The organism is Sphingomonas sp. MMS24-J45, assembly GCF_044881195.1.
Lineage (GTDB): Bacteria > Pseudomonadota > Alphaproteobacteria > Sphingomonadales > Sphingomonadaceae > Sphingomonas.
On the sequence record NZ_CP173255.1, the window covers coordinates 1,746,386 to 1,770,778 of the forward strand.

At 65.6% G+C, this 24,393-nt stretch carries 16 protein-coding genes and 1 tRNA gene; 9 read left to right on the forward strand and 8 right to left on the reverse strand.

The genetic code is table 11. From position 1 onward, the window contains the following. Positions 1-52 precede the first annotated feature (52 nt). Entirely contained in the window at positions 53-6,112 is a 6,060-nt protein-coding gene (locus AB5I39_RS08800; protein WP_404373818.1) for a hypothetical protein, read from the reverse strand. A gap of 624 nt (positions 6,113-6,736) precedes the next feature. Further along, positions 6,737-6,810 (reverse strand) — tRNA-Gln (locus AB5I39_RS08805). 213 nt (positions 6,811-7,023) lie between these two features. Between AB5I39_RS08805 and AB5I39_RS08810 the strand changes: the two genes are divergently transcribed. The 3 genes from AB5I39_RS08810 (at position 7,024) to AB5I39_RS08820 (ending at position 10,309) form a co-directional block, all read left to right on the forward strand. Further along, complete coding sequence (locus tag AB5I39_RS08810) at positions 7,024-8,094, forward strand: Ppx/GppA phosphatase family protein (protein WP_404373820.1); 1,071 nt, start codon at positions 7,024-7,026, stop codon at positions 8,092-8,094. Further along, positions 8,091-8,768, forward strand: a complete 678-nt coding sequence (locus AB5I39_RS08815; RefSeq protein ID WP_404373822.1) for an RlmE family RNA methyltransferase — start codon at positions 8,091-8,093, stop codon at positions 8,766-8,768. The genes AB5I39_RS08810 and AB5I39_RS08815 overlap by 4 nt, the downstream gene beginning before the upstream one ends. A gap of 164 nt (positions 8,769-8,932) precedes the next feature. Then, complete coding sequence (locus AB5I39_RS08820; RefSeq protein WP_404373824.1) at positions 8,933-10,309, forward strand: hypothetical protein; 1,377 nt, start codon at positions 8,933-8,935, stop codon at positions 10,307-10,309. A 108-nt stretch (positions 10,310-10,417) separates the two neighbouring features. Here the strand turns inward: AB5I39_RS08820 and rpoZ are convergent, their stop codons facing one another. After that, positions 10,418-10,762, reverse strand: a complete 345-nt coding sequence (gene rpoZ / locus AB5I39_RS08825; RefSeq protein WP_404373826.1) for a DNA-directed RNA polymerase subunit omega — start codon at positions 10,760-10,762, stop codon at positions 10,418-10,420. 117 nt (positions 10,763-10,879) lie between these two features. Here rpoZ and AB5I39_RS08830 point away from each other — a divergent pair, with 117 nt between their 5' ends. Next, positions 10,880-12,052: a phosphatidylserine/phosphatidylglycerophosphate/cardiolipin synthase family protein gene (locus AB5I39_RS08830; protein WP_404373828.1), complete on the forward strand. Its 1,173-nt coding sequence runs from the start codon at positions 10,880-10,882 to the stop codon at positions 12,050-12,052. Next, positions 12,049-13,416 (forward strand): MFS transporter, encoded by a 1,368-nt coding sequence (locus AB5I39_RS08835; protein WP_404373830.1) that lies wholly within the window; start codon positions 12,049-12,051, stop codon positions 13,414-13,416. The genes AB5I39_RS08830 and AB5I39_RS08835 overlap by 4 nt, the downstream gene beginning before the upstream one ends. On the opposite strand, the gene AB5I39_RS08840 is transcribed toward AB5I39_RS08835, so the two are convergent. Further along, positions 13,357-15,645 carry a CDC48 family AAA ATPase gene (locus AB5I39_RS08840; protein WP_404373832.1) on the reverse strand — a complete coding sequence of 763 codons (2,289 nt, stop codon included), beginning with the start codon at positions 15,643-15,645 and terminating at the stop codon, positions 13,357-13,359. The two genes, AB5I39_RS08835 and AB5I39_RS08840, sit on opposite strands and share 60 nt — an antisense overlap. Positions 15,646-15,982: 337 nt before the next feature. Here AB5I39_RS08840 and AB5I39_RS08845 point away from each other — a divergent pair, with 337 nt between their 5' ends. Together AB5I39_RS08845 and AB5I39_RS08850 are read left to right on the forward strand one after the other, a co-directional pair. Continuing rightward, complete coding sequence (locus tag AB5I39_RS08845; protein WP_404373834.1) at positions 15,983-16,873, forward strand: LysR substrate-binding domain-containing protein; 891 nt, start codon at positions 15,983-15,985, stop codon at positions 16,871-16,873. A gap of 60 nt (positions 16,874-16,933) precedes the next feature. After that, the gene (locus AB5I39_RS08850; RefSeq protein WP_404373836.1) at positions 16,934-18,961 is read left to right on the forward strand and encodes a TonB-dependent receptor plug domain-containing protein; all 2,028 of its coding nucleotides are present in this window, start codon (positions 16,934-16,936) and stop codon (positions 18,959-18,961) included. Between the two features lie 122 nt (positions 18,962-19,083). On the opposite strand, the gene AB5I39_RS08855 is transcribed toward AB5I39_RS08850, so the two are convergent. Beyond that, positions 19,084-19,542, reverse strand: a complete 459-nt coding sequence (locus tag AB5I39_RS08855) for a peptidylprolyl isomerase (RefSeq protein ID WP_404373838.1) — start codon at positions 19,540-19,542, stop codon at positions 19,084-19,086. A gap of 126 nt (positions 19,543-19,668) precedes the next feature. Between AB5I39_RS08855 and mgtE the strand changes: the two genes are divergently transcribed. Beyond that, positions 19,669-21,069 carry a magnesium transporter gene (gene mgtE, locus AB5I39_RS08860; protein WP_404373840.1) on the forward strand — a complete coding sequence of 467 codons (1,401 nt, stop codon included), beginning with the start codon at positions 19,669-19,671 and terminating at the stop codon, positions 21,067-21,069. Positions 21,070-21,093: 24 nt separating this feature from the next. Continuing rightward, entirely contained in the window at positions 21,094-21,498 is a 405-nt protein-coding gene (locus AB5I39_RS08865; RefSeq protein ID WP_404373842.1) for a DUF1489 family protein, read from the forward strand. Here the strand turns inward: AB5I39_RS08865 and AB5I39_RS08870 are convergent. The 3 genes from AB5I39_RS08870 to AB5I39_RS08880 form a co-directional block, all read right to left on the reverse strand. Next, positions 21,491-22,231: a GIN domain-containing protein gene (locus AB5I39_RS08870; RefSeq protein WP_404373844.1), complete on the reverse strand. Its 741-nt coding sequence runs from the start codon at positions 22,229-22,231 to the stop codon at positions 21,491-21,493. The two genes, AB5I39_RS08865 and AB5I39_RS08870, sit on opposite strands and share 8 nt — an antisense overlap. Positions 22,232-22,270: 39 nt before the next feature. Next, the gene (locus tag AB5I39_RS08875; RefSeq protein ID WP_404373846.1) at positions 22,271-22,996 is read right to left on the reverse strand and encodes a head GIN domain-containing protein; all 726 of its coding nucleotides are present in this window, start codon (positions 22,994-22,996) and stop codon (positions 22,271-22,273) included. A 68-nt stretch (positions 22,997-23,064) separates the two neighbouring features. Next, the gene (locus AB5I39_RS08880; protein ID WP_404373847.1) at positions 23,065-24,363 is read right to left on the reverse strand and encodes an NRAMP family divalent metal transporter; all 1,299 of its coding nucleotides are present in this window, start codon (positions 24,361-24,363) and stop codon (positions 23,065-23,067) included. Positions 24,364-24,393 lie beyond the last annotated feature (30 nt).

Genomic DNA, 24,393 nt, shown 5'->3' on the forward strand with positions numbered 1-24,393 from the left:
GAAAACGAGTTCGATTCTCGATGGCAGATTAACTATCTCATGATTCTAGTGGCTATCCCGGCAAGAGCGCCGCGCTTCGTAAAAGCTCAAGCGTTTCTGCCCATTCGGGTTTGGCATTGGCGACCGTGTCCAGAACTCGGGCGATCTTCGACCGTTCGGCTGCCGGCAAGCCGCCGAATACGATGCGTCCCAGCCGCTGGCCGAGCGCCTCGCGTTGCTGCGCAGGCTCGGCGTGGGCAAGTGCAGCGGCTATGGTGATTTCGGTAAGCGCGATAGTCGCGAAGCCCGCGTGCTCGGGATCGTTCCAGACCGCTTCCATAATCCTGTCGGCCAGCATCGGCAGCCGCCAGCGCGTGGCGACCGACAAACCCATCCGGGCTATCCCCGCCCGATCGGGGGCGGAAGCACGGACGATGAGGCTATGGACACGCTCGGCGAGCAGGCCCGCATCGTCCGGAGCCGAGTAAGACCAGAGCATCCCAAACAACAATGCTTCCGCACCGGCCGCGTCGGCAGTCTCGAGCGCGTCGATCACCGGCGCCGGGTCGTCCAGCACCTGAAGGAAGGTCCTCCCGAATTCGTCCAGCGGCCCGTGCAACTGAAGCGAGACGCCAAGGCCGGCCTCCTTGCAGCGCTCGAGCGCCTTCTGAAAGCTCTCAACCCATTCCGCCTTGCCGTGCCCGGCGGGCACGTCGGCCAGCGCCGCGGCAATCCGGCGCAGCGCATAGCCCTTGACCACGCGCGGCTGCAGCCATTCGCGCGCCCAGACCGGCCCTTCGCTTCGATCGAGAATGGCGTTGAGGGCGGCTCTGGGCATTGCCCAGCGCTGGATCTCCTCGAACAGCCCGTTCCGGTTCACTTCGAATGTCTGAAGCGCCCGGACTGCATAGCCGGCATGGGCGAGGACTCCGCAGCGGCGCAGAGACAGCGGCCAGTCCGCAAGCGTATTGTGCCTGTCAGTGAGCGTCAGGGCGATCAGCGCGACGGTACTGAAGTCATAGGCGAGATTGTCGAGCAGCGTGTCGTCGCCCAGCAGGCGCTGGACGAACCGGTCGATGGCGTCGGCGCAAGCCGGCGATTCTGCGCGTGGACAGGCGAGTTCCAGCCCCGCGATCACGCCGAACGGATCGCCGAGCTCAAGCAGGCGCAGAGTCAGCGTCGCGACCGCCTCGGCATCGAGCCCGTCGGCAAGTTGCCCGAGCGGAAAGTCGGGCGAGACGCGCAGCGGCGCCAGCGCCTCGATCGCGCCTGCGGGATCGGGATCGCCCGCCCAGGATAGAGCGAGCGCCGCCAGCGTGCCCGGCAAGGTGCCGTCACCCCGCTCGGGATCGAGGATGTTCTCATAGTGGCGCGCCTCGAGCACCGCGAGGCTGCCGAAGGTCAACTCGTCGGACGACAGATCGACGATATGCTCGACGAAGGCCTGGGGGGTCGCGTTGACCGCCTCGGCGAGGATCATGAACAGGTCAGGAGGGATCGGCTCCGATGCCGCGGCCGCGCGCCAGCGATCGGCAGCCGAAGGCGCCAGCCGGCGGTTCGCCAGCATTCGCTCGATGGTGGCGGTACGGATCGTCGCGTCTTCGCTGAATAGTCCAGCCTCATGGACGCGCAGGCGCTCGCCACCGACGAGAATCGAAACCGACCCATCGGCATTGGCTTCGCCACGCGCGGCAATTTCCGAGCCGCCCTGCCCGACAAGCGGTGAAGCCTCGCCCACCAGCGCCCTTCGCAGGAAATCAGCAAAGTCGCCGATCCGCACTTCATGCCCTGCCAAGTCGATGCAGTCCGCGCACAAGCCCAGCGCCGCACGAACCTCTGCATTGTCGGTGACCGGCGTTCGATGCCGGTCCGGGAGCAGGCTCACCATCAGTCGCCGGATATCGACCGCCGCAATCTCCTCACTGCCCTTCTCTTCGGGAACGACATCTTCCTGCATCAGCAGCACGAGCCGGATCCGCTCATAGACCGCGGGCACCAGCAGCCGGTCGCGCCCGTCGAGCCGTGCACCCGGCACTTGCTCATACCACTCCCGATATTCTGGCAGGCGCTCGCGAGGAATATCCAGTGGCATGGCTAGCAAAGCGTAGGAAGCGGTCAGGACGTTCTGCGCCCATAAGGGACCGTCCGCGTCTTGATCGGCCGATACGTGCGACGCCAATGCGGGAATCAGCGCGAACAGGTAGTCCGAAGCGACCTTCGCGATTTCCGGCGCGAGTTCGCGCCAGCATCGCCTGATCGAGACGGTGAGCGCGACGGTCACGCTCTCTAGCCAGTGCCGGTCGACCGGCAATTGCACGGCTTTGCGCAACAAAGGGAGGTGCAACGACGCCGCGATCGCGCGGAGCGATCTGCCGCCGCCGATAGCCCAGTTGCTCTCGGCTACCGCGCTCATGATTTCGTCGGCGCTCGCCGGAATCATTGCGACGCCGGCTTCGCGCAGTTTGCGCCGTGCGGCCGTCCGCCTTGCCACATCGATACGCCCGGCACGTTCGAGCTGGTCGATCACATCGAGCGGGGTAACCACCGGCTTTGCAATCTTTGCCTCATCGGTGACGTGTCCGTGCTGGTTCACCACGCGGTCGCCGGACACGAGAACTTCAAAGGCGGAGGCATCTTGAAGCAGCGAGATCATCGGCGTCAGCTCGGCATCGCGCTCTAGCTCGTCCTCGACGCTCCTGCCCTTGCGCCGGCCTATGCGGTGGAACGGCGAAACGCGCGCTTTCCCGTTCAACAGGGCCGTGCGCATAGATGTCCTGACCGCCTCGATCGCCCGCTCCAATTCTACGCTGCGGCGTTGTCCTTCGATCTCGCGCTCCGCATGCTCCAGCGTCGAACGCGGCGTGTGGAGCTGTGCCCCGCTGACGACCAGCGCATCGAGAACGCCGGCGTCATCGAGCGCGTGAAGGACGGTCGAGTCGAGAATGAGCGGTTTGTCGAGATCGACCAAAGGCGCATCCGGCCATTCGCCACCCAACCCTCGCATCGCCGCGCCGGCGCGCGTCAGTTCCTCGCCAGTGATCTCGCCCGAGGCCGCCAGCGCGGCAACGATGGCGTCGCCGCCAACAAGCCGCTCGGTGAAGGGGGAAGGGTCGCGGACCTGCTCGTTGAACGAGCCCGGTTCAAAGAGGGGCAAGCTGTGGAAAACCAGGCCGTCCAGCTGCTCAGCCCGCTCGAATAAGGGAATGAAATCGTCTTCGCTCTCGCCTTCGTCGAAGGTCGCGACGCTACCCTGGTCGATCAGCGCCTTGATGCGCGCCGCCTGCATGACCCGCGATGGTTGCGTACGCCGTGCGCGTTCGAGATCGTTAAACAGCAGGGGGAGCGTTCCGGGCGCGATGACGATTTGGTCAAAGGCCTCGAGTGTCGCCGGGAGCAAGCCGCATAGCTGCAGGAGGAGCAGCGCGCCGGGATCGAATGCAACCTTTTCGGCGCCGGTCAGGTCAGCGGCAATGCGATTTCCCGCGATCATCGGCAGGCACATGCGCGCCATTGCGTCACGCTGTCCGACATTGCCCGCAAGCCGGCCGAGGACGAGTTCGCTGAGCGTCGTTCCCAGCGGCCGCGTCGCCATGCCCAGGGGAATCTGGCCGGTCATGATCATCCGGTCGAGATCGGCCGAACGGCGGCGATCCTCATCGCGCATGCGAACGAGGTCGCGCAGCTTGCCGGGGCGAAGCGGACCCGATTCTCCCGAGAGCGCGATTGCGCGGTTGAGCCAATCGCTTGCCTCGCCATCCCAGTCGCGTCCGCGCCTGACGGCAAGTTGATAGGAATGGAGTAAGATCTCGGGATCTTCGGGTGCCTTGGCGACCGCGGCCCGTGCGAGCTCGTCGGCCAGATCGTCATTGGCGGCATGTGCGAGATTTGCCGACTGGATCAACTGCTCGGCGTCGCGCTGGTCGCGCCGCTCAAGATCCTGCCGGATCAGTGGCCCTAGGCGGTTCCAGTCGCCGGCTTCGAGTGCAAGGTTGATTTCGAGCTGCCGGAGATGTGCGCGATCCGGATCGGCAAGGCGTAGCGGCTCGAGAATGCGAAGCGCCTCGTCGAGCGCACCGGCCCGGTAACGTGACCAGGCGATATGCTCGCGCAGGCGCGGCACCGAATCGACCAGCAGCCCGAGTTCGGAAAGAAACGCATCGAGTTCGCGGTCGCGCCCGGCATCGAAATAGGCGTTGCAGGCGAGTATCGCGTCATCGGTGCGATGCCGTAGCCGCCACAAATCGGCGGCATAGTCCCCTGTCCGTGTGTCGCGTGCCTCCGCTAGCGCCTGAACCAAGAAGTTCAGGTCCGCCTCTGAACCCGACTGCTCGAACGCGGCAAGTCGGAGGGTGACGGGATTTCCGCCCTGCTGCTCGGCGATGATCGCGCGGAGCCGCGTGACTATCTTGTCGCCAAGACGGGTTTCGGCGGCGGCAAGCCGGGCGCTCGCCTCCTCGACCCTTCCCTTTCGCGCAAGTACTTCGACTTCGAGACCAAAGGCGAGTTCGACCGGGGCGGTCTCGCCCAGACGGTCGCGATGATCGGCAATGAAGGCGAGCAGCACATCCTCGTCCTTCCGGCGCATGGCGAGGTCGAAGGCGGAAGTCAGCTGAGCGTCCGTCCAGCCGGTGAGCAGCCGGATTTTCTCGAGATGATCGCGCAGAGGGCGATCATCGAATGCGATATCAAATGCGGAGGCCAGCCAGAGATAGCGCGTCGCGCTTTCCGGGTCGCCCAGCCGTTCGCGCAGGATCTCGGTGGCTCTATTCGCCACCGCCGGGTTGGCCGACCCCAATTCCAGATAGAGCCGGTTGCCCTCAACGGTTTCGGCGAAGTTCGGCTCTTCGAGGGCGGTGAGCACCTGTTCCAGGCGCGTGAGGTCGCGTAGCGCGGCGGTGCGCAGCCGCGCGCCCTCCTCATCGTCGCGCAGGACGCTCGGATGCGCAAAGCCGACGGGATTGTCGAGCATGCCACCTCGATGCGCAGGAGGGGTGAGCAGTGCAATTTCCAGGCGGGCGCGGACGAACAGGAGAATGGGGTTCTCCTCGATTTGCGCGTCGCTCGCCTGCGCGAAGATCGCTTCGGCTTGTGTCCAGTCCCCTTCTTCCGCCGTCCAGGTGCCCACGGCGCTGAGCATAAAACCCGTCAGGTTTTCTACCCTGACAAATTGTGCTCTGAACTGGAGCGCGGCGGCGCGTCCGTCGCGCTGTTCCATGGCTTCTACGGTCAGGCTCTGCGACAAGGCGTCGTCGCGTCCGGCCAGAAGCGCAATCGCGGTGTCTTCCTCACCGCGGCGGATTGCTAGCCGTGCGCGATCGGCAACGAGATCGCCTGCACCGATGTCGACGGACGCCTGGAGCCAGGCCTCGGCTTCGTCCGTGCGGCCTTCCCGGCCAAGAATCAGCGCCGCCATCCGGAATGCGGCGATACGCGTGTCGGCCGGGGCACGGCGCAACCAGCCATCTCTGGCCTTCTGCGCCAAATTCTCGACGCGGTCGGGCCGATCGGGATCGACAACCGCGCGCAGCCGCAGTTCGCGTTTCACGCCGCGTGTCAGATAGTCGTTCGCAACTTCCGGCGGCAATTCATCGCTGTCCGCACTTCCCTGCGGTTCGAGCCGACCGATCGTGTCGCGAACATCCATCATGAGATCGCGGAGTTCATCGCCTCGGGCATTGACGACTTGGAGGACGACACGACCTTCTGTGGAAAGCTGGGCATCGATCGTCAGGACCAGGAACGCGACCGCGATGTCGAACAGCGCACCGCCGAAGCCGGCATCGTCTCCGCTCGATTGCGCATAGGATTGCCCGGCGTCGCTTCGATGCTGGTCGATCGGGCGGCCCATTATCACATCGGCTGCCGCTGCCTTGATCATGGCGCGGGCGGCATCGATGCGCAGCCACTCGCGGACTTCGTCATTATCGAAAAGATCCGAGCGATCACTCAACCGGCTCTTGAGAACCTGCACGAACCATCCGCTGAGCCTCGCGACATCCCCGGTGAGGGTATTCAGCGCTTCCTCAAACTCCCGCTCCACGGTCGCGGGATCGAGATCTGCACCCGCAGACGCCCCCCGCCGCCGCCACTGGGCGCGCGCTGCGCCGAGCGCAGGCTTGGCGGCTGCGAGCAAGGCCTTTCCTGTAGATACGGGGTCAATTGGCAATCGCGAGATTCCAGATTCTCAGATTATTCCATATAGTCACAATCGCTCAGACAGACAGCTTTGCAGTCATTGGACAGGTTCAGCCACTCTCCCAATCGTTCCACTGCGCAGGTCGGTATACCGGTGACGATCGTTTGCCGAGAGGCACGCTGCGGTGGGAGGCTTACCAAACGGCGGCTTTCGGGGTTCGCGCTGTGGAGCTGACTGGCCGGTGTGGGGCGCATACCGGTCGCAAGCTGCGTCATGTCGGACCAAAAAATCGCACACGCTGTGGTAGGAAAATTGGTGGGTAAGCAGTGCCCGTCACTGAAGCTGTGCATTTATTATAAGAATTTATACGGAAATTTCAACTTCCTCCCGCGCCGCTAGACAGCGCAAGGCAGGCGTCATCCGTAGTGTGGATCCCAGATTTGTATGAAGGCGATCGCGCATCGCGAGCGACGAAGGGAACTCAAATCGTCAGAAATGGGCTCAAAGGCGGTCTCGTCGCACGCGAGAGCGGATAGCCGACGCGATGTGGGAGCGGATGAGGGACCGGTTTTCGTTCAATCTAACCAAGTTATTGAGAAGAAACAGAATTTTTCAGTTGGCTGGATGCCCCGTGAGGATTCGAACCTCAATAGGCGGTATCAGAAACCGCAGTCTTACCATTAGACGACGGGGCATCAGCGGAGGCGCGCTCTACGGTGGCGGGCCGCGCGAGTCAAGCTGGCTGCGCTGAGCTGTGCCGCGCTTGCGCGCGCGCTCGTGTCACAAGCGCGTGTAAAGTCCGTCGCTTGCCGCCCATCGGGGCATCAGCTAGGATCATCCCCAAGCACCGAACGACGCGCCCATCCGGCGCGACGCGACGGCAGAACAGAATAAGCGAGTAACACGGCATGGGGGACGCTCCCGATATGCCGTACCGGCAGGCGAGACCTGCCCGTTCGGCGCCGGTCCACGGCAACGCCTATCCCAGAACCAAGGGGGGCGCACGGCCACGCGAGCCGCGGCATTTCGCCGCGCTCGATCTTGGCACCAACAATTGTCGTTTGCTGATCGCGCGGCCGCAGGGCGACGGCTTCGCCGTGGTCGACGCCTTTTCGCGAATCGTCCGCCTGGGCGAGGGGCTGGCCAGTTCGGGGCGGCTGAGCGATGCGGCGATCGATCGCACCATCGCCGCGCTCAAAATCTGTGCCGAAAAATTGAAGCGCCGCAACGTCACGCTCTCGCGCGCGGTCGCGACCGAGGCGTGCCGCCGCGCGAGCAACGGTGCCGATTTCATCGCCCGCGCCTATGCCGAAACCGGCATCTTGCTCGACATCATCTCCGCCGAGGAGGAAGCGCGCCTCGCCGTACTCGGCTGCCATACGTTGATAGAGCCGGGCGACGGCCCTGCGTTGGTGTTCGATATCGGCGGTGGATCGACCGAATTGGTGCTGGTCGACACGCGCCCCGATATGCCGGTGGTGCTCGACTGGCACAGTGCACCGTGGGGGGTGGTGTCACTCACCGAAAGCGCTGGCCACGGTCCGCCCGGGCGCGACGGCGGTGTCGCGGGGCGCGCTGCCAGCTATGCGCGAATGCGCGACCTGGTTTCGGAAAGCATGGCGGCCTTCGCCGCGCGCTTGCCGCGTGACGTCGAAGTGCCGCGTCTGCTCGGCACCTCGGGCACTGTCACCACGCTCGCCAGCGTGCATCTCGGCCTGACGCATTATGATCGCGCGCAGGTCGACGGGCTGATCGTCCCCGCACCGGCACTGCGCAAGATCAGTACGGATCTTGCCGCAATGGACCTGCGCGAGCGTGCCACGCTGCCCTGCATCGGCACCGAACGTGCCGATCTGGTCGTCGCTGGCTGCGCGATTTTGGAGACGATCATGGATTTGTGGCCGGCCGAACGCGTAGGGATCGCCGATCGTGGCATTCGCGAAGGCATCTTGCGGCGACTGATGGGAAATGGGTCATGAGCAGGGATGGGGGCGGGCTCAGGGTCCGCGTTAAGACGGCGCGGAAACGCAGCGCGCAATCCACGCGCTGGCTCGATCGCCAGTTGAACGATCCGTACGTCAAGCGCGCCAAGGCCGATGGCTATCGCAGCCGCGCCGCCTATAAACTGATCGAACTCGACGAACGCTTCGCCTTTCTGAAGGGCAAGCGCCGTGTGGTCGATCTCGGCATTGCGCCGGGCGGCTGGGCGCAGGTGGTACGGCGGCTGGTGCCCAAGGCGGCGGTGGTCGGGATCGATCTGCTGCCGGTCGACGGAATCGAGGGCGTGACGATCCTGCAGCTCGATTTCATGGCCGATGTCGCGCCCGAACGCCTGACCGCCGCGCTCGATGGTCCGCCCGATCTGGTGCTGTCGGACATGGCCGCCAACACTGTCGGCCATCCGCAAACCGATGCGCTGCGCACGATGGGGCTGGTCGAGGCGGCGCTGGAATTCGCGATCGATGTGCTGGCACCGGGCGGGGCGTTCGTCGGCAAGGTATTCGCAGGCGGCGCCGATACGGCGCTGGTCGCGGAATTGAAGCGCAACTTCACGACGGTGAAGCACGCCAAGCCGCCCGCGTCGCGGAAAGCATCGAGCGAATGGTATGTGGTGGCGCAGGGGTTTAAGGGGCGAGGCGCTGAAAGAGCGTAGCTCTTTCAGCTATCCAGCCGAGCCCCGGACGGCGGGCAAAGCCCGACCGACGGCGCGGCTTCGCCGCGACGCCCACTTGATTTGAAAGCGCAGACCAACGCTGTAAACTTCACCATAGCGACGTCGCCCTCCGGTGTGGGGCCGGCGTAGGATGAGGTGGTACTATGCAGGCGTTCCTGAAGGCGACCTTGGCGGCGCTTTTTATCTGCCTTGCTGCGCCGCCCTGCGCGGCCACCGCTCGCCCGACCCCAGACGCCGCAGCGCCGATCGCGCTGGACATCGCGGTGCAGCGGGATGAGACCGTCGTAGTCACCTATCGGGCGAAAGCACCGATCAAGGCGCTCCATTTCGCGCAGGCCTTGGGCGGGTATCGACCGGAGGATTGGCACCCGCAATCGGCTGGCTTCCGCTGGACGCAGGAGGGCCCCGGCGAGCGGATCGAGCGAGTCGATGGGGGCACGTTTCGGTCGGTTCGCTTCACCCTTCCCGTGCGATACCGCGCTTTGCCGAAAAGCTACGCGCCCTTCTCGCCGTTTAGCGACGGGAGCTTCCTGATTCATTCGGGCCAGTTCCATGCGTGCCTGCGCGCGCCGTGCGAGGGCACCGGCGCGATGCCCATGCGCATTGCCGCAGCCGGCAAGACGATCGGCGTCGAAGGGCGGCGCGGTCCTGATCAGACCCGCTTTGTCAGCCGCGACGAAGGCACGAGCATCTTTGTCGGCACGCTGAAACCGGAAGCTGCGGATGGCTTTATCGCCGTCATCGATCCCGGGCTCCCGCCGACCGCGCGCGAGCATCTGCGCGGGTCGCTTCCCCGCGCGATGGATACGTTCGCACGCTTTTATGGTCCGCTGTCCTTCCGCCCCGAACTCTATGTCTCAATCGACGCCCGCGTCCGCGCGGATGGCCATGTCTCGAATCAGGGCGGAACGCTGCCGGGCCAGATCTTCATGCATTTCGACGGCGAAAATGCGCGTGAGCGCGTGACCGCGGAGCAACCGTTCTGGCTTGACTGGTTCTTCGCGCATGAGGCGGCGCATCTTTTCCAGCAGGACAGGATCGGCAAGCTCGCGAGCGACGAAACCGCCGCATGGATTCACGAAGGCGGTGCGGATGCGATGGCCGCGCTCGCCTTGGCACGGCGCGGGAAGGAGGACCGCGCGTACGTCGCAAGCCGGGTGCGCAGTGCCGAGACCGCTTGTGTGAAAGGGCTGACCAAGGCCCCGCTCGATCGCGCCACGGCCGATGGCAATTTCGATCTGCACTATCAGTGCGGATTGCTGATCTGGCTGGCGCTGGATGAGTCGCTACGCACTGCGAATGCCGATGGGCTGCACGCCGTCAACAAGACGCTGTTCGCGCGCGTCAAGGCAGGCGCGCCGTGGGATGAGGCGGCCTTTATCGCGGCGGCCCAGAGCAACGGCGTGCCACAACCGCTCCTGCAGCGTATCGCGCGGGTGGTGCATGGCGGCTATGCCGGACCGCAGGACGACGTCGCTGCACTGGGGAACGCGGCGGTTGCGACGGTTTCGCGGGAATAGGCGGGAGCGCCGTGGCAAAGCCACGTCGTCGGCCGGGGCTGTAGCCCCGCCGTCCGGCATTCGGCTGATCCTCGGCTATCGCTTATGCGTTAGCCAAGGGCCTCATGCTCAACCTTCGTAATCTGCACCCAGATTCTGGTTACGCGGCGGAGCAGCAGCGGTCAGACGCAGCGCTTCGGCCGAAGCTGCGAGCGAGCCGACCGCGTCGGCCACGTCTTCATCGTCCAGCTGCACGCGCTGCAGACCGGAAATCACCAATTCCTTCAGCGTCGCGGGATGGACCATTTCCTCGGCGATCTCGCGCAGCGCGACGACCGGGTTCTTGTCGCGGTCGCGATCGAGGGTCAGTTCCGCGCCACCCGAAATCTGCCGCGCGCGCTGCGCAGCGAACAGGACGAGATCGAAACGATTGGGAATCTTGTCGACGCAATCTTCGACGGTGACGCGCGCCATGAACGGCTTCCTTCTTGTGCGACGAATGTCGGAAAGGCGGCTAGCTAATCCGGACGGCACGCAGAGTCAAGAAAATCGGCTTGCACGCGCCGTACCGCGTCGCCAGAGCAGGCGGCGATGGCAGAGCCCGCGGCCCAACCGACTTTCGCGATTGCGGGTAATGCACTGACCCTGCTCGATACGGGGCCGCGGCGGCTGGACGCGCTGATCGCGCTGATCGACGGCGCACGGGCAAGCTTGCGGATCATCTATTACATCTACGTCGATGATCGTGCGGGTGCCTTGGTGCGGGCGGCGATGCTCCGTGCGGCGGCGCGTGGCGTGGCGGTGTCGCTGATCGTCGATGGCCTTGGCAGCGAAGTGGCGGAAAGCCACGATTTCTTCGACCCGCTGCGCGACGCCGGGGTGACGGTGTGCCGCTTCGTGCCGCGCTGGGGGCGGCGCTATCTGCTGCGCAACCATCAGAAGCTTGCGCTGGCCGATGGCGAGCAGCCCGATGCGCGCGCGATCATCGGCGGGTTCAACGTGCAGGACAGCTATTTCGGCACGCCCGCCGAGCAGGCGTGGCGCGACTTGGGGCTGCTGATCGAGGGTGCCGCCGCGCACAGCATCACCGGATATTTCGATACGCTGGCACGCTGGGCGGCGCGGGAGAAGCCGCCCCTTCGCGGGCTGCGTCGCGCTTTGCGGAGCTGGAGCGAACCCGAAGGCACGGTCCGCTGGCTGTTCGGCGGGCCGACGCGGCGGCTGTCGCCCTGGGCGCGCGCGCTGAAGGCCGATCTGCAGCGCGCGATGCGAGTCGATCTGATCTCCGCCTATTTCGCGCCCAGCCCGGCGATGCTGCGGCGGCTCGATGCGGCGGGGATGCGCGGGCGGGTACGGATCGTGCTAGCGTCGAAGAACGATCATGGCGCCGCGATCTGGGCGTCGCGCTTCACCTATGCCGGGCTGCTGCGCAAACGCGTCGAGATTTACGAGTATCAGCCGACCAAGCTGCACACCAAGCTCTTCCTGCTCGATGATGTCGTCTATATTGGATCGTCTAATTACGATATTCGGAGCCTGTTCCTGAATCTCGAGATCATGCTGCGAATCGAGGACGCCGCCTTCGCCGCGCATGTCCGCGCCTATGTCGATGGCGAGGTTGCGGAATCCGAACGGATCACTGCCGATCTCTATCGCGCCCGCACCGGTTGGTGGACGCGCACCAAGCAGGCCGCTGCCTTTTTCGTGATGACCGTGCTCGATTACAACATCACGAAGCGGCTCAATTTCGGGTCACGCGGATGAGTGCGCCGGAGGTCACCCCGGCGACGCGCTTCAACCGCACCTTCATCCTGCTGTTCGTCGTGATGCTGACGATCGCGGCGGGGAATACCGCGCTGCAATCGGTACTGCCCGCACTCGGGCGATCGTTGAGGGTGCCGGACAGCGCGGTTGCGGCCGCCTTCTCTGTCTCGGCGCTGCTGTGGGTATTGGCCGCCCCCTTCTGGGCGCACCGCTCGGATCGGCACGGGCGGCGGGCGATGATCCTGCTCGGCATGGGCGGGTTTGCATTGTCGCTTGCGCTTTGCGGGATTTGCCTTGCCGCCGGGATCAACGGCTGGATCGGCGGCACGACCGCGTTTGTCTGCTTCATCGGCGGGCGGCTGATCTATGGCACGTTCGGCGCGGCGGCACCCCCGGCGGTGCAGGCGCTGGTCGCGGGCAGCACGACGCGGGCCGAGCGGACCAAGGCGCTGACGTTGCTCGGCTCGGCCTTCGGTCTCGGTACGATCCTCGGACCCGCGATCGCGCCGTACCTCCTGCTCGGCTCGATCGGACGGATCGAGATCGGGCTGGCGGGACCCGCCTTCATCTTCTCGCTGTTCGGCGTGTGCGTGTGGATCGCGGTACGGCGCATCCTGCCGGGCGACCGCGCGTCCGCGACCGAGGCGAGCGACTATCACGGGGCCGCCAACGCCTATCCCTCGATCGGCGGGCAGAGTTCGGGCGCGAGCATCACCGCGGCGACCGAATCGCATAGCGAAGCCGTCGGCTATACCGACCCGCGCGTGCGCAGCTGGATGATCGCCGGGCTAGTGATGGGCCATGGCCAGGCGATGACCGGCCAGGCGATCGGTTTCCTCGTGATCGACCGTCTCCAGGTCGCGCCCGCGCAAGCGCTGGAGCCGACCGGAATCGTGCTGATGATGGGCGCTGGCGCGGCGTTGCTGGTGCAATGGGGCATCATCCCGAATCTCAATTTGCGCCCGCGCACGATGATGCTGACCGGGCTAATCCTCGCCGCGGCGGGGTGCGCGCTGACGGGCATCGCCACGTCGCTCTATGCCATCGCCTGCGCCTATGCGCTGGCCAGCGTCGGCTTCGGTTTCACGCGGCCGGCCTTTACCGCGGGCGCGTCGCTCGCGGTCGGGCACAATGCGCAAGGGTCGGTCGCGGGAAAGGTCACGTCGATCAACGGCGCCGCCTTCGTGCTCGGCCCGTCGATCGGCGTCGGTCTGTACGAGCTACAGCACTCGCTGCCCTATCTGCTCGCGGGCGCGGCGATGCTTGCGCTGTTCGCCTACGCCCGCTTTGCCCTGCGCGAGCCCTCAGCCATCTCCCTCGCGGGGCCGCAATTGGCCGGGCGAGACGAAGCCGATCGGCTGTAGCGCCGTCGCATCCTGCTTGAGCCGCGCTTTCATCGCCTCATACTCGCGCTCGAGCTCGGGCGTGACCGAGGGGCGTGAGTCGCTCAGCGCTTCCTCGAAATCGACCATCCACACCTCCGCCGCCTTGAGACTGCGGCGCAGCGCGTTGAGACCGGCGCGGCGCACGACATCCTCCAGATCGGCCCCGGTGAAACGATCGGTCCGCCCGGCGATCGCCGACAGATCGACATCGCTGGCGAGCGGCATCTTGCCGGTCTGGATCTTCAGGATGCGCTCGCGCCCCGCCCGATCGGGCACGCCGACATAGATCAGCTCATCGAACCGGCCCGGCCGTAAGAGCGCCGGATCGATCAGATTGGGCCGGTTGGTCGCCCCAATCACCACGACCGACTGCAACTCCTCCAGCCCGTCCATCTCCGCCAGGATCGTGTTGACGACGCGTTCGGTGACTTGCGGCTCGCCCATCCCGCTGCCGCGCGTGGGCACCAGCGAATCGAGTTCGTCGATGAAGATTACGCACGGCGCCACCTGGCGCGCGCGGGCGAACAGCTTGGCGATCTGCTGCTCGCTCTCGCCATACCATTTGCTGAGCAGGTCGGAGGATTTGGTCGCGATAAAGTTTGCCTGTGCCTCACGCGCGACCGCCTTTGCCAGCAGGGTCTTGCCGGTGCCGGGCGGGCCGTAGAGCAGGAAGCCCTTGGCCGGACGGATCCCAAGCCGCCGGAACGCGTCGGGGTCCTTCAGCGGCAGCTCGACGCCTTCCTTCAGTCGGATTTGCGCAGCGTCGAGCCCGCCGACATCATCCCAGCGGACGCGCGGTGCCTCGACCATCACTTCGCGCATCGCGCTCGGCTGGACGCGCTTCAGCGCATCGAGGAAATCCTCACGAGTCACGGCGAGCGTGTCGAGTATCTCGGGCGGAATCGTCCCTTCGGACAAGTTCAGCCGCGGCATCAGCTTGCGCACGGCCTCGATCGCCGCTTCGCGCGCGAGCGCGGCGATATCGGCCCCGACAAAGCCATAGGTCGTGCGCGACAGCTCATCGAGGTCGACCTTGTCGCCAAGCGGCATCCCGCGCGTGTGGATGCCGAGGATTTCCCGCCGACCCCGCTCGTCCGGCACGCCGACGACGATTTCGCGGTCGAACCGGCCGGGCCGCCTGAGCGCCTCGTCGATCGCTTCGGGCCGGTTGGTCGCGGCGATCACCACGACATTGGCGCGCGCCTCCAGCCCATCCATCAGCGTCAACAATTGCGCGACCAGCCGCTTCTCGGCCTCGCCCGACACCTGGCCCCGCTTCGGCGCGATCGAATCGATCTCGTCGATGAACACGATCGAAGGTGCCGCCTTGGCCGCTTCCTCGAACACCTGGCGCAACTTGCCTTCCGATTCGCCGTACGCCGAACCCATGATTTCAGGGCCGTTGATCAGGAAGAACTCCGCCGCCGATTCGTTGGCAACCGCGCGCGCGAGGCGGGTCTTGCCGGTACCCGGCGGCCCGTGCAGCAACACGCCCTTGGGCGGATCGACGCCCAAGCGCTGGAATAGTTCGGGATAGCGCAGCGGCAGCTCGACCATCTCGCGCAACTGGTCGATCGTCGGGCCCATGCCGCCGATATCGTCATAGGTGACGTCGGCGCGGCGCGCTTCCTTCGGCTCCTCATATTCGGGGCGAAGTTCGATCTCGGTCGTCTCGTCGACATGGACCACACCTCTCGGCACGGTCGAAATGACCGCGAGGCGGATTTCCTGCAAGGCATAAGCAGGCGCGCGGAGCATGTTCTGCACCCCCGGCGGCATGTTATCGACACGCTGCTGCCCGGCCGTCGCTACGATATCGCCCTGCGTCAGCGGGCGGCCGAAGAAAGTGCGCTTCAACGCCTGGCTCGACCCCTGCAGGCGCAAATTCTGCTGCGCCGGCGCGAACACGACGCGTGTCGCGGCCTTCGATTCGACCTTGCGCACTTCGACAAAATCGCCTGATCCGACCCCGGCATTGGCGCGCTGCAGGCCGTCGATGCGGATGATCTCCAGCCCCTCATCCTCGGCATAGGGCGCGACGGCGCGCGCAGGCGTCGAGGATTTGCCGATGATCTCAATGACATCGCCCTCGCCAATGCCGAGTGCGGCGAGCATCGCGCGCGGCAGATGCGCCAGGCCACGGCCGCTGTCTTCCGGCCGCGCATTGGCGACCTGCAATTTCCGAATCGGTGCCTCGGCATCTGCCATGTGTGCTACCTTCGCTTGGAACCCGTTACAGAGTGCGCGAGATAGGTAGGCGGTTCCGCGAAAAACAGGGTGGCTCGGCACCCCTTCGGCAAGCGACGGAAAAAGAACAAAAAAAGGGCCGACCCCGGAGGATCGGCCTTGAAAGTTTTAGGAGAGGATGCCTGAAAGGCACCCCCTATGTGCGGCGACTCGGATTATGTTGCAAGTGCGAAAGAACCGATCGCGATTGCACTTTCTGCAATCGGTGCTTCCCATTCGCCGTGGAGAAATGATAGCTTTCGAGCCAACGGTATCTTGGTGCGTCGCACAAAGAAAATTGAGAGGGCCGTAAGGAACAATGCGCAGACTGCCACCGCTCACCGCGATCGAGGCGTTTGTCCAGGTCGCGCGGACCGGATCGATCAAGGCGGCGTCGCAAGAGCTTGCGCTGTCCCCGCCCGCGCTTAGCCGCCGCATTCAGGCGCTTGAGCGCTTCATCGGCCGCCCCCTGTTCGAACGGCGGCATCAGGCGGTGGTGCTCAATGCCGATGGCGAACGGCTGCTTGCGCAGATCGCCCCGGCGCTGGATCAATTGTCCGACGCGGTCGAGGTGATGACGAGCAACACCGACGTGCTGCGTTTGCGGCTCGGCATCCTGCCGCTCTATGCCTCGCAGAAGCTCTTCCCGCGGCTCGGGGAATTGCGCACCAAACATCCCGAACTGCATCTCGATATCGACACCGCCGCGCACCTCCTGTCGCGACTGGGCGAGGGGCTGGACGCGGTGATCGCGCTCGCGCGTGATATCGATCCGGCGCTCTATGCGCGCCGGCTCGATCGCAACCAGGTCTATGTCATCGGCGCGCGCACGCTGATCGAGCGCGACGATCCGGTGGTGCGGCCCGAACAACTCGCCCGGCTGACCGCGCTGGTCCACCGCGACATGCCCGACACGTTCAGCGCGTGGCGTGCCGCGGCGGGGCTGGGCGACCTCGAACCGCTGGCGATCGATCATTTTGATTCCGGACAGTTGATGCTGGAGGCCGCGGCGCAGGGGCTCGGCATCGCCTTCATGCACGAAAGCCATTTCCAGGATGCGCATGACGATCGGCTGGTGCGGCTGTTCGATATCGCGGTCGAGAGCCCGTACAGCTATTGGTTCGCGTGCCGCCCGCGCGCGCTCGCCACGCGCCCGGTCAAGCTGTTCCACGACTGGCTGCTCGCGACCCTTGCCGAGCCGGGCGTTTAGCGCCTGTTTTATGCCGTAATCCCACGCCATTAGCGGAGCCGGGTGGCCCGGGAGGCGGAAGTGGGACGGTGGGGAATCTGGTCACGCGCCGTCGCGCTCGCTGCGCTGTGTCCGCCCGTGGCCTATGCGCAAACCGCGCCAGCGGCCACGGCCTCGCAAGCAGTCTTGGTCTATCCCGCCAGCTTCTTCGCAAGCAGCAATCCCGGCACCGCGCTCGACATGATCCAACGCCTGCCGGGCTTCACGCTCGACATCGGCGATATCGATTCGCGCGGACTTTCGGGCGCGAGCAGCAACGTGCTGATCGACGGCAGCCGACCCTCGTCGAAGAGCGACAATGTCGCTGATATTCTCGGCCGCATCACCGCCGCCAGTGTCGAGCGGATCGAACTGATCCGCGGCGGCGCGCCCGGGATCGACATGCGCGGGCGGGCGCTCGTCGCGAACGTGATCGTCAAGCGCGCGCCCAAGACCGAGCTGGTTGCGGAGGGCAACAGCTACATCTACGACGACGGCGAGATCGGGCCGGTGGGCAAGCTGTCCTACGCGCGGCGCAATGGCGATCGCGTGACCGAGGCATCGTTCTACGCGACCGACGACCGGGGCAACAGCAACACCGGCACGCGCACACGCACCACGTCGTTTGGTTTGCCGCTGCAGAGCGCCGCCTTGGGCTTTCGCGAACGCTTTTCCGACTACAACGCGCGCGCCTCGATCCAGCGACCCTTCATGGGCGGCAAGTTGCAGGCGAATGCGCTGCTCGATTATTTCCACCAGCACGATACCCAGACCACCCGTATCCTCGCCGGGCCGGGCGATGACGAGCGCGTCACCGAAAGCAGCGTCTATCCCAATGGCGAAGTCGGCTTCACCTGGACGCGCGAACGGCCGCGCAGCACGTTCGAACTGACCGGCCTGCAACGCCTCAATCGCAACACCTATCGCGGTCTGTCCGACAGCGCGGGCAGCGATTCGCTCTTCACCAGCCGCGCGACCGGTGGCGAAAGCGTGCTGCGCGCGACCGACAGTTTCCGCCCCGGCGGCGCGTGGAGCTTCGAGGGCGGCGGCGAGGTTGCCTACAATTTCCTCGATAGCCGCACCGCTTATGCCGAGGGCGGCGTCGCGGTCCCGCTGCCCAACGCCGCCGTGCGCGTCAGCGAGCTGCGCGGGGAGGGGTTCGCGCAGGCGATCTGGAAACCGGCGTCCAAGCTGACCGTTGACGGCACGCTGCGTTTCGAAGTGTCGCGGATCAGCCAGACCGGCGATGCGGCCCGTTCGCGCGGATTCTTCTTTCCCAAGCCCAAATTGCTCGTCACCTGGCTGCCGGGCGAGGGGCATCAGCTCCGCTTCAGGCTCGAACAGGAGGTCGATCAGCTCAATTTCGGCGATTTCGCCGCGTCGAGCGATCTTGCGCTCGGCACCATCTCGGGCGGCAATGCCGATCTGCGCCCGTCGCACTCGATCGCGGCGGAGGCAGTGTACGAACGGCGTTTCTGGAAGAAGGGCGTGTTCGAACTGACCGCGCGCCACACCGAATTGTTCGACGTGATCGATTCGATCCCGCTCGCCGACGGGTTCAACGCGACCGGCAATATCGGCCATGCCCGATCGGACGTGATCAAGGCCGCGCTGACGCTGCCGTTCGACCGGCTCGGGCTGAAGGACGGGTTGCTGAAACTGAGCTCGGCCTATCGCGACTCGCGCGTGATCGATCCGCTCACGGGGCAACCACGGCGGCTATCCTATCAGCAGGCGTTCGAATGCCATGTCGGCTTCACGCAGGATGTGAAAGGCGGCCGCTTCCAGTTCGGTTTCGACCACGGCTGCGAAGTCGCTCGCGTCAACAGCTACCGTATCGATGAAGTGCGCACCGGGCGCGCTCCGCCGTTCGCTTCGGTTTACGGCCAGTGGAAGCCGAAATCGGACCTCACGCTGCGGCTCGATCTCGGCAATCTCGTCAACGGCAGCAGCGCGACGTTGCGCGATGTCTATGCCGGGCCACGCGACGTGGCACCGCTGCTCTTCCGCGAAGAACGCGCCACGCGGCGCGGGCGCTATGCATACCTGCAGGTGCGCAAGGTTTTGTAACGCCACCCCGTCACCGTTCGCCCTGAGCCTGTCGAAGGGTAGTGTGCCACAGGCGAGCGGTGCACTTGTGGCACCGGCCCTTGGACAAGCTCAGGGCGAACGGAGCGACGGCAAGGTGCCGTTTACGCAGCGCTCGCCTTCAAAATCTTGCCGGGGTTACGCGGCGGCTCGCCCTTGGGCAGCGCGTCGACATGTTCCATGCCCGACGTCACCTCGCCCCACACGGTATATTGCCCGTCGAGGAAGCGGGCGTCGTCGAAGCAGATGAAGAACTGGCTGTTGGCCGAATTCGGGCTCTGCGCGCGCGCCATCGAGCAAACGCCGCGGACGTGCGGCTCCTTGGAGAATTCCTGCTCCAGATTGGGCTTGTCCGAACCGTGCATCCCGGTGCCGGTCGGATCGCCGCCCTGCGCCATGAAGCCCGGGATCACGCGATGGAACACGACGCCGTCGTAAAAGCCGTCATTGGCCAGTTCGGTGATGCGCGCGACGTGATTCGGCGCGAGGTCGGGGCGCAGCTTGATGACGACATCGCCGCCGCTATCGAGGGAGAGGGTCAGGGTTTCGGGAAGATCGGCCATCGTGGCACTCCTGGGAAAAGGGGATGTGCTGCCCTAGCGAGGCGGCGGGCGGCTGGCAAATCGGGTCGTTGGCTTATGCCGCGGCACGGGCTAGACCGCCCGACGAACCGGGCAAGGAGGTCCATCATGAGCGAGGCCGAACTTCCGGAAACCGAGGTCGAGACCAACCAGCTGGATGAGGACGACCGGCTGAAGCCCGAATTCGTCCGCGCCGTGCTCGATGCGGTGTATGACGGCGTGCCCGAGAGCGCGCGCGCTTTGGTCGAACCGCTGCATCCGGCCGACATCGCCGATCTGTTCGAACTGCTGCCCGCCGAGGCCCGCACCGAACTCGCCAAGTCGATTACCGATCTGCTCGACGGCGACGTGTTCGCCGAAATGAACGATTACGTCCGCGAGGATCTGATCGATTCGCTCTCCGCCAGCGAAGTCGCCGACATCGCCTCCGAACTCGATACCGACGATGCCGTCGCGATCATCGAGGACATGGACGCGGCCGATCAGCGCGAGGTACTCCGCGCGCTGGACCCGGATGATCGCGCCGCGATCGAGGAAGCACTGTCCTATCCCGAGGAATCGGCCGGCCGCTTGATGCAGCGCGAGCTGATCGCGGTGCCCGAACATTGGTCGGTCGGCGACGTGCTCGATTATCTGCGCAGCCATGACGAACTGACCACCGATTTCTGGGAAATCTTCGTGGTCGATCCGGCGCACAAGCCAGTCGGCACGGTCGCCTTGTCGTGGGTGCTGCGTACGCCGCGCGGCATCGCCATTGCCGATGTCATGCAGCGCGAACAGACGCTGATCCCGGTCGATATGGATCAGGAAGAGGTCGCGCTGCGCTTCCAGAAATATGCGCTGATTTCCGCCGCGGTGGTCGATGCGAATGGCCGGCTGGTCGGCATGATCACCGTCGACGACATCGTCCACATCATCTCCGAGGAAGCCGGCGAGGACATCCTGAAGCTCTCGGGCGCGGGCGAAGGCGACATTAACGAACCGATTCGGCTGACCGTGCGCACGCGCATCACCTGGCTGGTGGTCAATCTCGGTACGGCGATGCTCGCGGCGTCTGTGGTCGGCGCGTTCCAGGGCGAAATCGCGCGCTTCGCGCTGCTGGCGGTGCTGATGCCGATCGTCTCCGGCATGGGTGGCAATGCCGGGACGCAAACGCTCGCCGTGGTCGTGCGCGCGCTGGCCACCAATCAGCTGACCAGTTCGAATACGCAGCGCATGATCGTGCGTGAACTGACCATCGCCGCCGCCAACGGGTCGATGCTGGGCGTGCTGATCGGCTTCGGCACCTGGCTGTTTTTCGGCAATACCGATTTGGCGATCGTGATCGCGATGGCGATGGTGATCAATAATCTGATCGCTGGCCTGTCGGGCGTGCTGATCCCGGTGACGCTCGATCGGCTCGATATCGATCCGGCGGTATCGTCGGCGGTGTTCGTGACGATGATGACCGACGTGATGGGCTTTTTCTCGTTCCTGGGGCTCGCGACGCTATTCGGGCTTGGCGGGTAGCGCGGCCGCCCCCATGTGGCGGCCATGCCGCTTCATCTGACCAAGGTCGCGTTCGGCGCGGCCAGCCTCGATCACCTCGCCGAACGGTTGCGACAGCGTGGGGCGGAGGGGCCGGTGTTCCTCACCACGCGCTATATGCCCAAGCGCCACGAGGAAATCATCGGCGGCGGCTCGCTCTACTGGATCATCAAGCACACGCTCGTCGCGCGTTCCCCGATCCTGCACTTTGGCGAGGCCGAGGGCGGGCGCGTGGCGATTCATATCGACCCGGCACTGGTGCTGACCGAAGGACGCCCGAAGCGCGCGCATCAGGGCTGGCGCTATCTTGAGGCAGCCGATGCGCCGGTCGATCTCGGCGATGGCGTGTTCACGGGCGATGCGATGCCCGCTGCGCTGATCGGCAAGCTCGCCGCGCTCGGGCTTATTTGACCGGCGGGGTGTTAGTCGGCGGGGCCGCGATCTCGCCGCAACTGATCGGCCCGCCCGCTGCCGCCTTCACGCGGCACGCCGGCTTGCCGTAGATCGTCACCGCGCCGATCCCGGTGCTGATCGCATCGGCCGTGTAACGCGCGCCCGCCGCAATCGCGCCCGCGCCGTCGAGCCGCACCGTCACATCGTCGCCGCGCAGCGCGCCCGCATCGATCGTACTCGCGCCGCTCGCGATCAGCCGCACGCGCGCGCCGCGCCCGCCGAGCGTCATCCGTCCGGATCCGAGCACGGTCGCATTCACCTGGTCGGCATCAAGCGCACCGATCGTGAGTCCGCCGCTGCCGGTGACTTGCAGGTCGATTCGCTGGCCGCGCAGCGGGCCGTCGACCGTCACGCGCCCACCGCCGATCACCGCCGCGCCGCGCAGCGACAGCGTGCCGAGATAGACGATCGGCGTGCCCGGCTTGCCGACGACCGGCACTTCGTCCCACCCCTTCGGCCCGGCCGTGACGATCAGCGTCGTTCCCTCGACGCGCACCGCAACGCCATCGGCGGCGCGAACCGTCCCCTCGATCCGGGCCGAAGGCGCAGTCCGTGTCGTGACGCGCACGTCGAACGGCCCCTCGACGCGGAGCCGGTCGAAACTGGTGACGACGATGCTGCGCTCCGCCGCAGCCGCCGGGGCGGCACACAGCATGGCAATCGGCAGTAAGGCGAAGCGCAAATGGGTCATGCCCGCAGGCATCCACCCGATCGCAGCATCAGGCAAGCGTCACTTGCCGCATTTCACCTCGCCCGATCCCATCTTGCTGATCGAACATGTCGCACCCTTGCCCAGGTCGACGTCGCCCGATCCCATCATCGATACGCTGGCCTGGCCGTTCACCTCGGCGCGGACGCTGCCCGATCCGAGCACGTTGACGGCAGCACCTGCCGCCTTCACGTTTGCCGCATTCACGTCGCCCGACCCGGCGACGTCGACACTTAGCCGGTCCGCGCTGCCCTTCAGCGTGATGTCGCCCGACCCTGCGATCGACACTTTCGCCTCGCGCACCGCCAGCATCGCCACGGTCAGGTTGCCGGAACCAGCGGCATCGATCGTGAAGCGCTGCCCCTCGACTCGGTCGACCGTCATGTTACCCGATCCGGCGACCGTCGCGCCGACGATGCGCGGCATGGTGACATAGACCTTGATGTTGTCGCTGCTGCCCCAGCTGAATCCATTGCGGTTGTGGCGCCCGATCCGCAGCGTATCGCCGACGCGCTCGATCTTCACCTTGTCGAGCTCCTTGCTCGGCCCCTCGGCGCGGACCGAAAATCCGGTGCCGACGCGGACATCGACATCGTCCGATCCGCGCAGCGCCAGGGCCGAGAAATCGCTCACCGCATAGGTCCGCGTCGTGCCGCTGCCCGATCCGGGCACGCCCGGCCCCGACGTATCGGCCCCCGCTGAACATGCCGCCAGCGGCACGAGAATGAGAAGCGGCAATGCGTTCATGCGGACCTCCTGTGTGTTGCTGTTACAATACACCAAATGGTGTTTGGTGCAAGCGCCTTTGGCTTGCGCTAGGCGACCCCCTGCGCGATGAACCACAGGAACAGTGCCGAGGCCGCGATCATCACGGCGGTCGCCGCCCAGCCGAAGACGAGCTGCCCGCGCGACACCGTCAGCCGTCCCATCGCGCGCGGATTGCGCACGATCAGCATCATCACCACCATCAATGGCCCGGCCAGCACGCCATTGACCACCGCCGCCCAATACAGTGCGCGCGCCGGATCGATGCCCACGCCCTCCAGCGCAGCACCGGCCAGCGTTGTCGCTGCGATCGTGCCGTAGAACAGCCGTGCCGACAGCGGTTTTGCATCCAGGCTGCCGGCCACGCCGACCATTTCGGTCACCGCATAGGCCGCCGATCCGGCCAGCACCGGCACCGCCAGCAAGCCCGTGCCGATCACGCCTGCCGCGAACATCACGAAGGCGAAGTGTCCGGCGATCGGGCGCAACGCTTCCGCCGCCTGCGACGATGTCGTGATGTCGCGCACGCCGCTGGCGTGCAGCGTCGCGGCCGTCGCGAACACGATCGCCAGCGAAATCAGCGTGCTGAACGCCATGCCGGTCAGCGTGTCGATGCGGATGCGCTTGAGTTCCGGCCCCGCGCTCTTCGCGGTCAGGCACAGCGGCTTGGCGTGGTGGCGGTGTTGCTCCTCGATCTCCTGCCCGGCCTGCCAGAAGAAGAGATAGGGGCTGATCGTCGTCCCCAGAATCGCGACGAACGCGGTGGCATAGGCCAGGTTGAACTGCAGTTCCGGCACGACGAGCGAGCGCAGCGCGTGTCCCCAGGGGACATGCGCCACCATCACCACCGCGAAATAGGTGAACAGCGACAGCGTCGTCCATTTCAGGATCGCCGCATAGCGGGCGTAGCTAAGGCCCACTTCCAGTACGATGCACAGGATGCCGAACAACAGGGTATAAAGTGCCCCATTGCCGCCGATCAGCAGCACCAGCGCCGCGCCCATCGCGCTCAGATCCGCGCCCAGATTGATGACGTTCGCTACCAGCAACAGCGAAACCATCGCCCACAGGATCGGCCGCGGATAATGTCGCCGCAAATTGCGTGCGATGCCGGCCCCCGTGACCCGGCCGATCTCGGCGGCAATCTGCTGGATCGCGACCATCAGCGGGAAGCTGAGCACGAACGTCCAGGCCAGACCATAGCCGAACGCCGCGCCGACCTGGCTGTGCGTGCCAATGCCGCTCGGGTCGTCATCCGCCGCACCGGTGATGAGGCCAGGCCCCAGCGTCTTCAGAAAGGCACGAAATCCGCGGGCGGCCTCGGGATCGGTTTCGACGGGGTCTGCCATGCGGTAATCGTCGCACGCGCGGTGCGATCC

What these genes read in the sequence shown, in the direction of transcription:
- AB5I39_RS08810 (WP_404373820.1), top strand. Translation starts at nt 7,024, where the DNA reads ATGGGGGACGCTCCCGATATGCCGTACCGGCAGGCGAGACCTGCCCGT.
- AB5I39_RS08815 (WP_404373822.1), top strand. Translation starts at nt 8,091, where the DNA reads ATGAGCAGGGATGGGGGCGGGCTCAGGGTCCGCGTTAAGACGGCGCGG.
- AB5I39_RS08820 (WP_404373824.1), top strand. Translation starts at nt 8,933, where the DNA reads ATGCAGGCGTTCCTGAAGGCGACCTTGGCGGCGCTTTTTATCTGCCTT.
- rpoZ (WP_404373826.1), bottom strand. Translation starts at nt 10,762, where the DNA reads ATGGCGCGCGTCACCGTCGAAGATTGCGTCGACAAGATTCCCAATCGT.
- AB5I39_RS08830 (WP_404373828.1), top strand. Translation starts at nt 10,880, where the DNA reads ATGGCAGAGCCCGCGGCCCAACCGACTTTCGCGATTGCGGGTAATGCA.
- AB5I39_RS08835 (WP_404373830.1), top strand. Translation starts at nt 12,049, where the DNA reads ATGAGTGCGCCGGAGGTCACCCCGGCGACGCGCTTCAACCGCACCTTC.
- AB5I39_RS08840 (WP_404373832.1), bottom strand. Translation starts at nt 15,645, where the DNA reads ATGGCAGATGCCGAGGCACCGATTCGGAAATTGCAGGTCGCCAATGCG.
- AB5I39_RS08845 (WP_404373834.1), top strand. Translation starts at nt 15,983, where the DNA reads ATGCGCAGACTGCCACCGCTCACCGCGATCGAGGCGTTTGTCCAGGTC.
- AB5I39_RS08855 (WP_404373838.1), bottom strand. Translation starts at nt 19,542, where the DNA reads ATGGCCGATCTTCCCGAAACCCTGACCCTCTCCCTCGATAGCGGCGGC.
- mgtE (WP_404373840.1), top strand. Translation starts at nt 19,669, where the DNA reads ATGAGCGAGGCCGAACTTCCGGAAACCGAGGTCGAGACCAACCAGCTG.
- AB5I39_RS08865 (WP_404373842.1), top strand. Translation starts at nt 21,094, where the DNA reads ATGCCGCTTCATCTGACCAAGGTCGCGTTCGGCGCGGCCAGCCTCGAT.
- AB5I39_RS08870 (WP_404373844.1), bottom strand. Translation starts at nt 22,231, where the DNA reads ATGACCCATTTGCGCTTCGCCTTACTGCCGATTGCCATGCTGTGTGCC.
- AB5I39_RS08875 (WP_404373846.1), bottom strand. Translation starts at nt 22,996, where the DNA reads ATGAACGCATTGCCGCTTCTCATTCTCGTGCCGCTGGCGGCATGTTCA.
- AB5I39_RS08880 (WP_404373847.1), bottom strand. Translation starts at nt 24,363, where the DNA reads ATGGCAGACCCCGTCGAAACCGATCCCGAGGCCGCCCGCGGATTTCGT.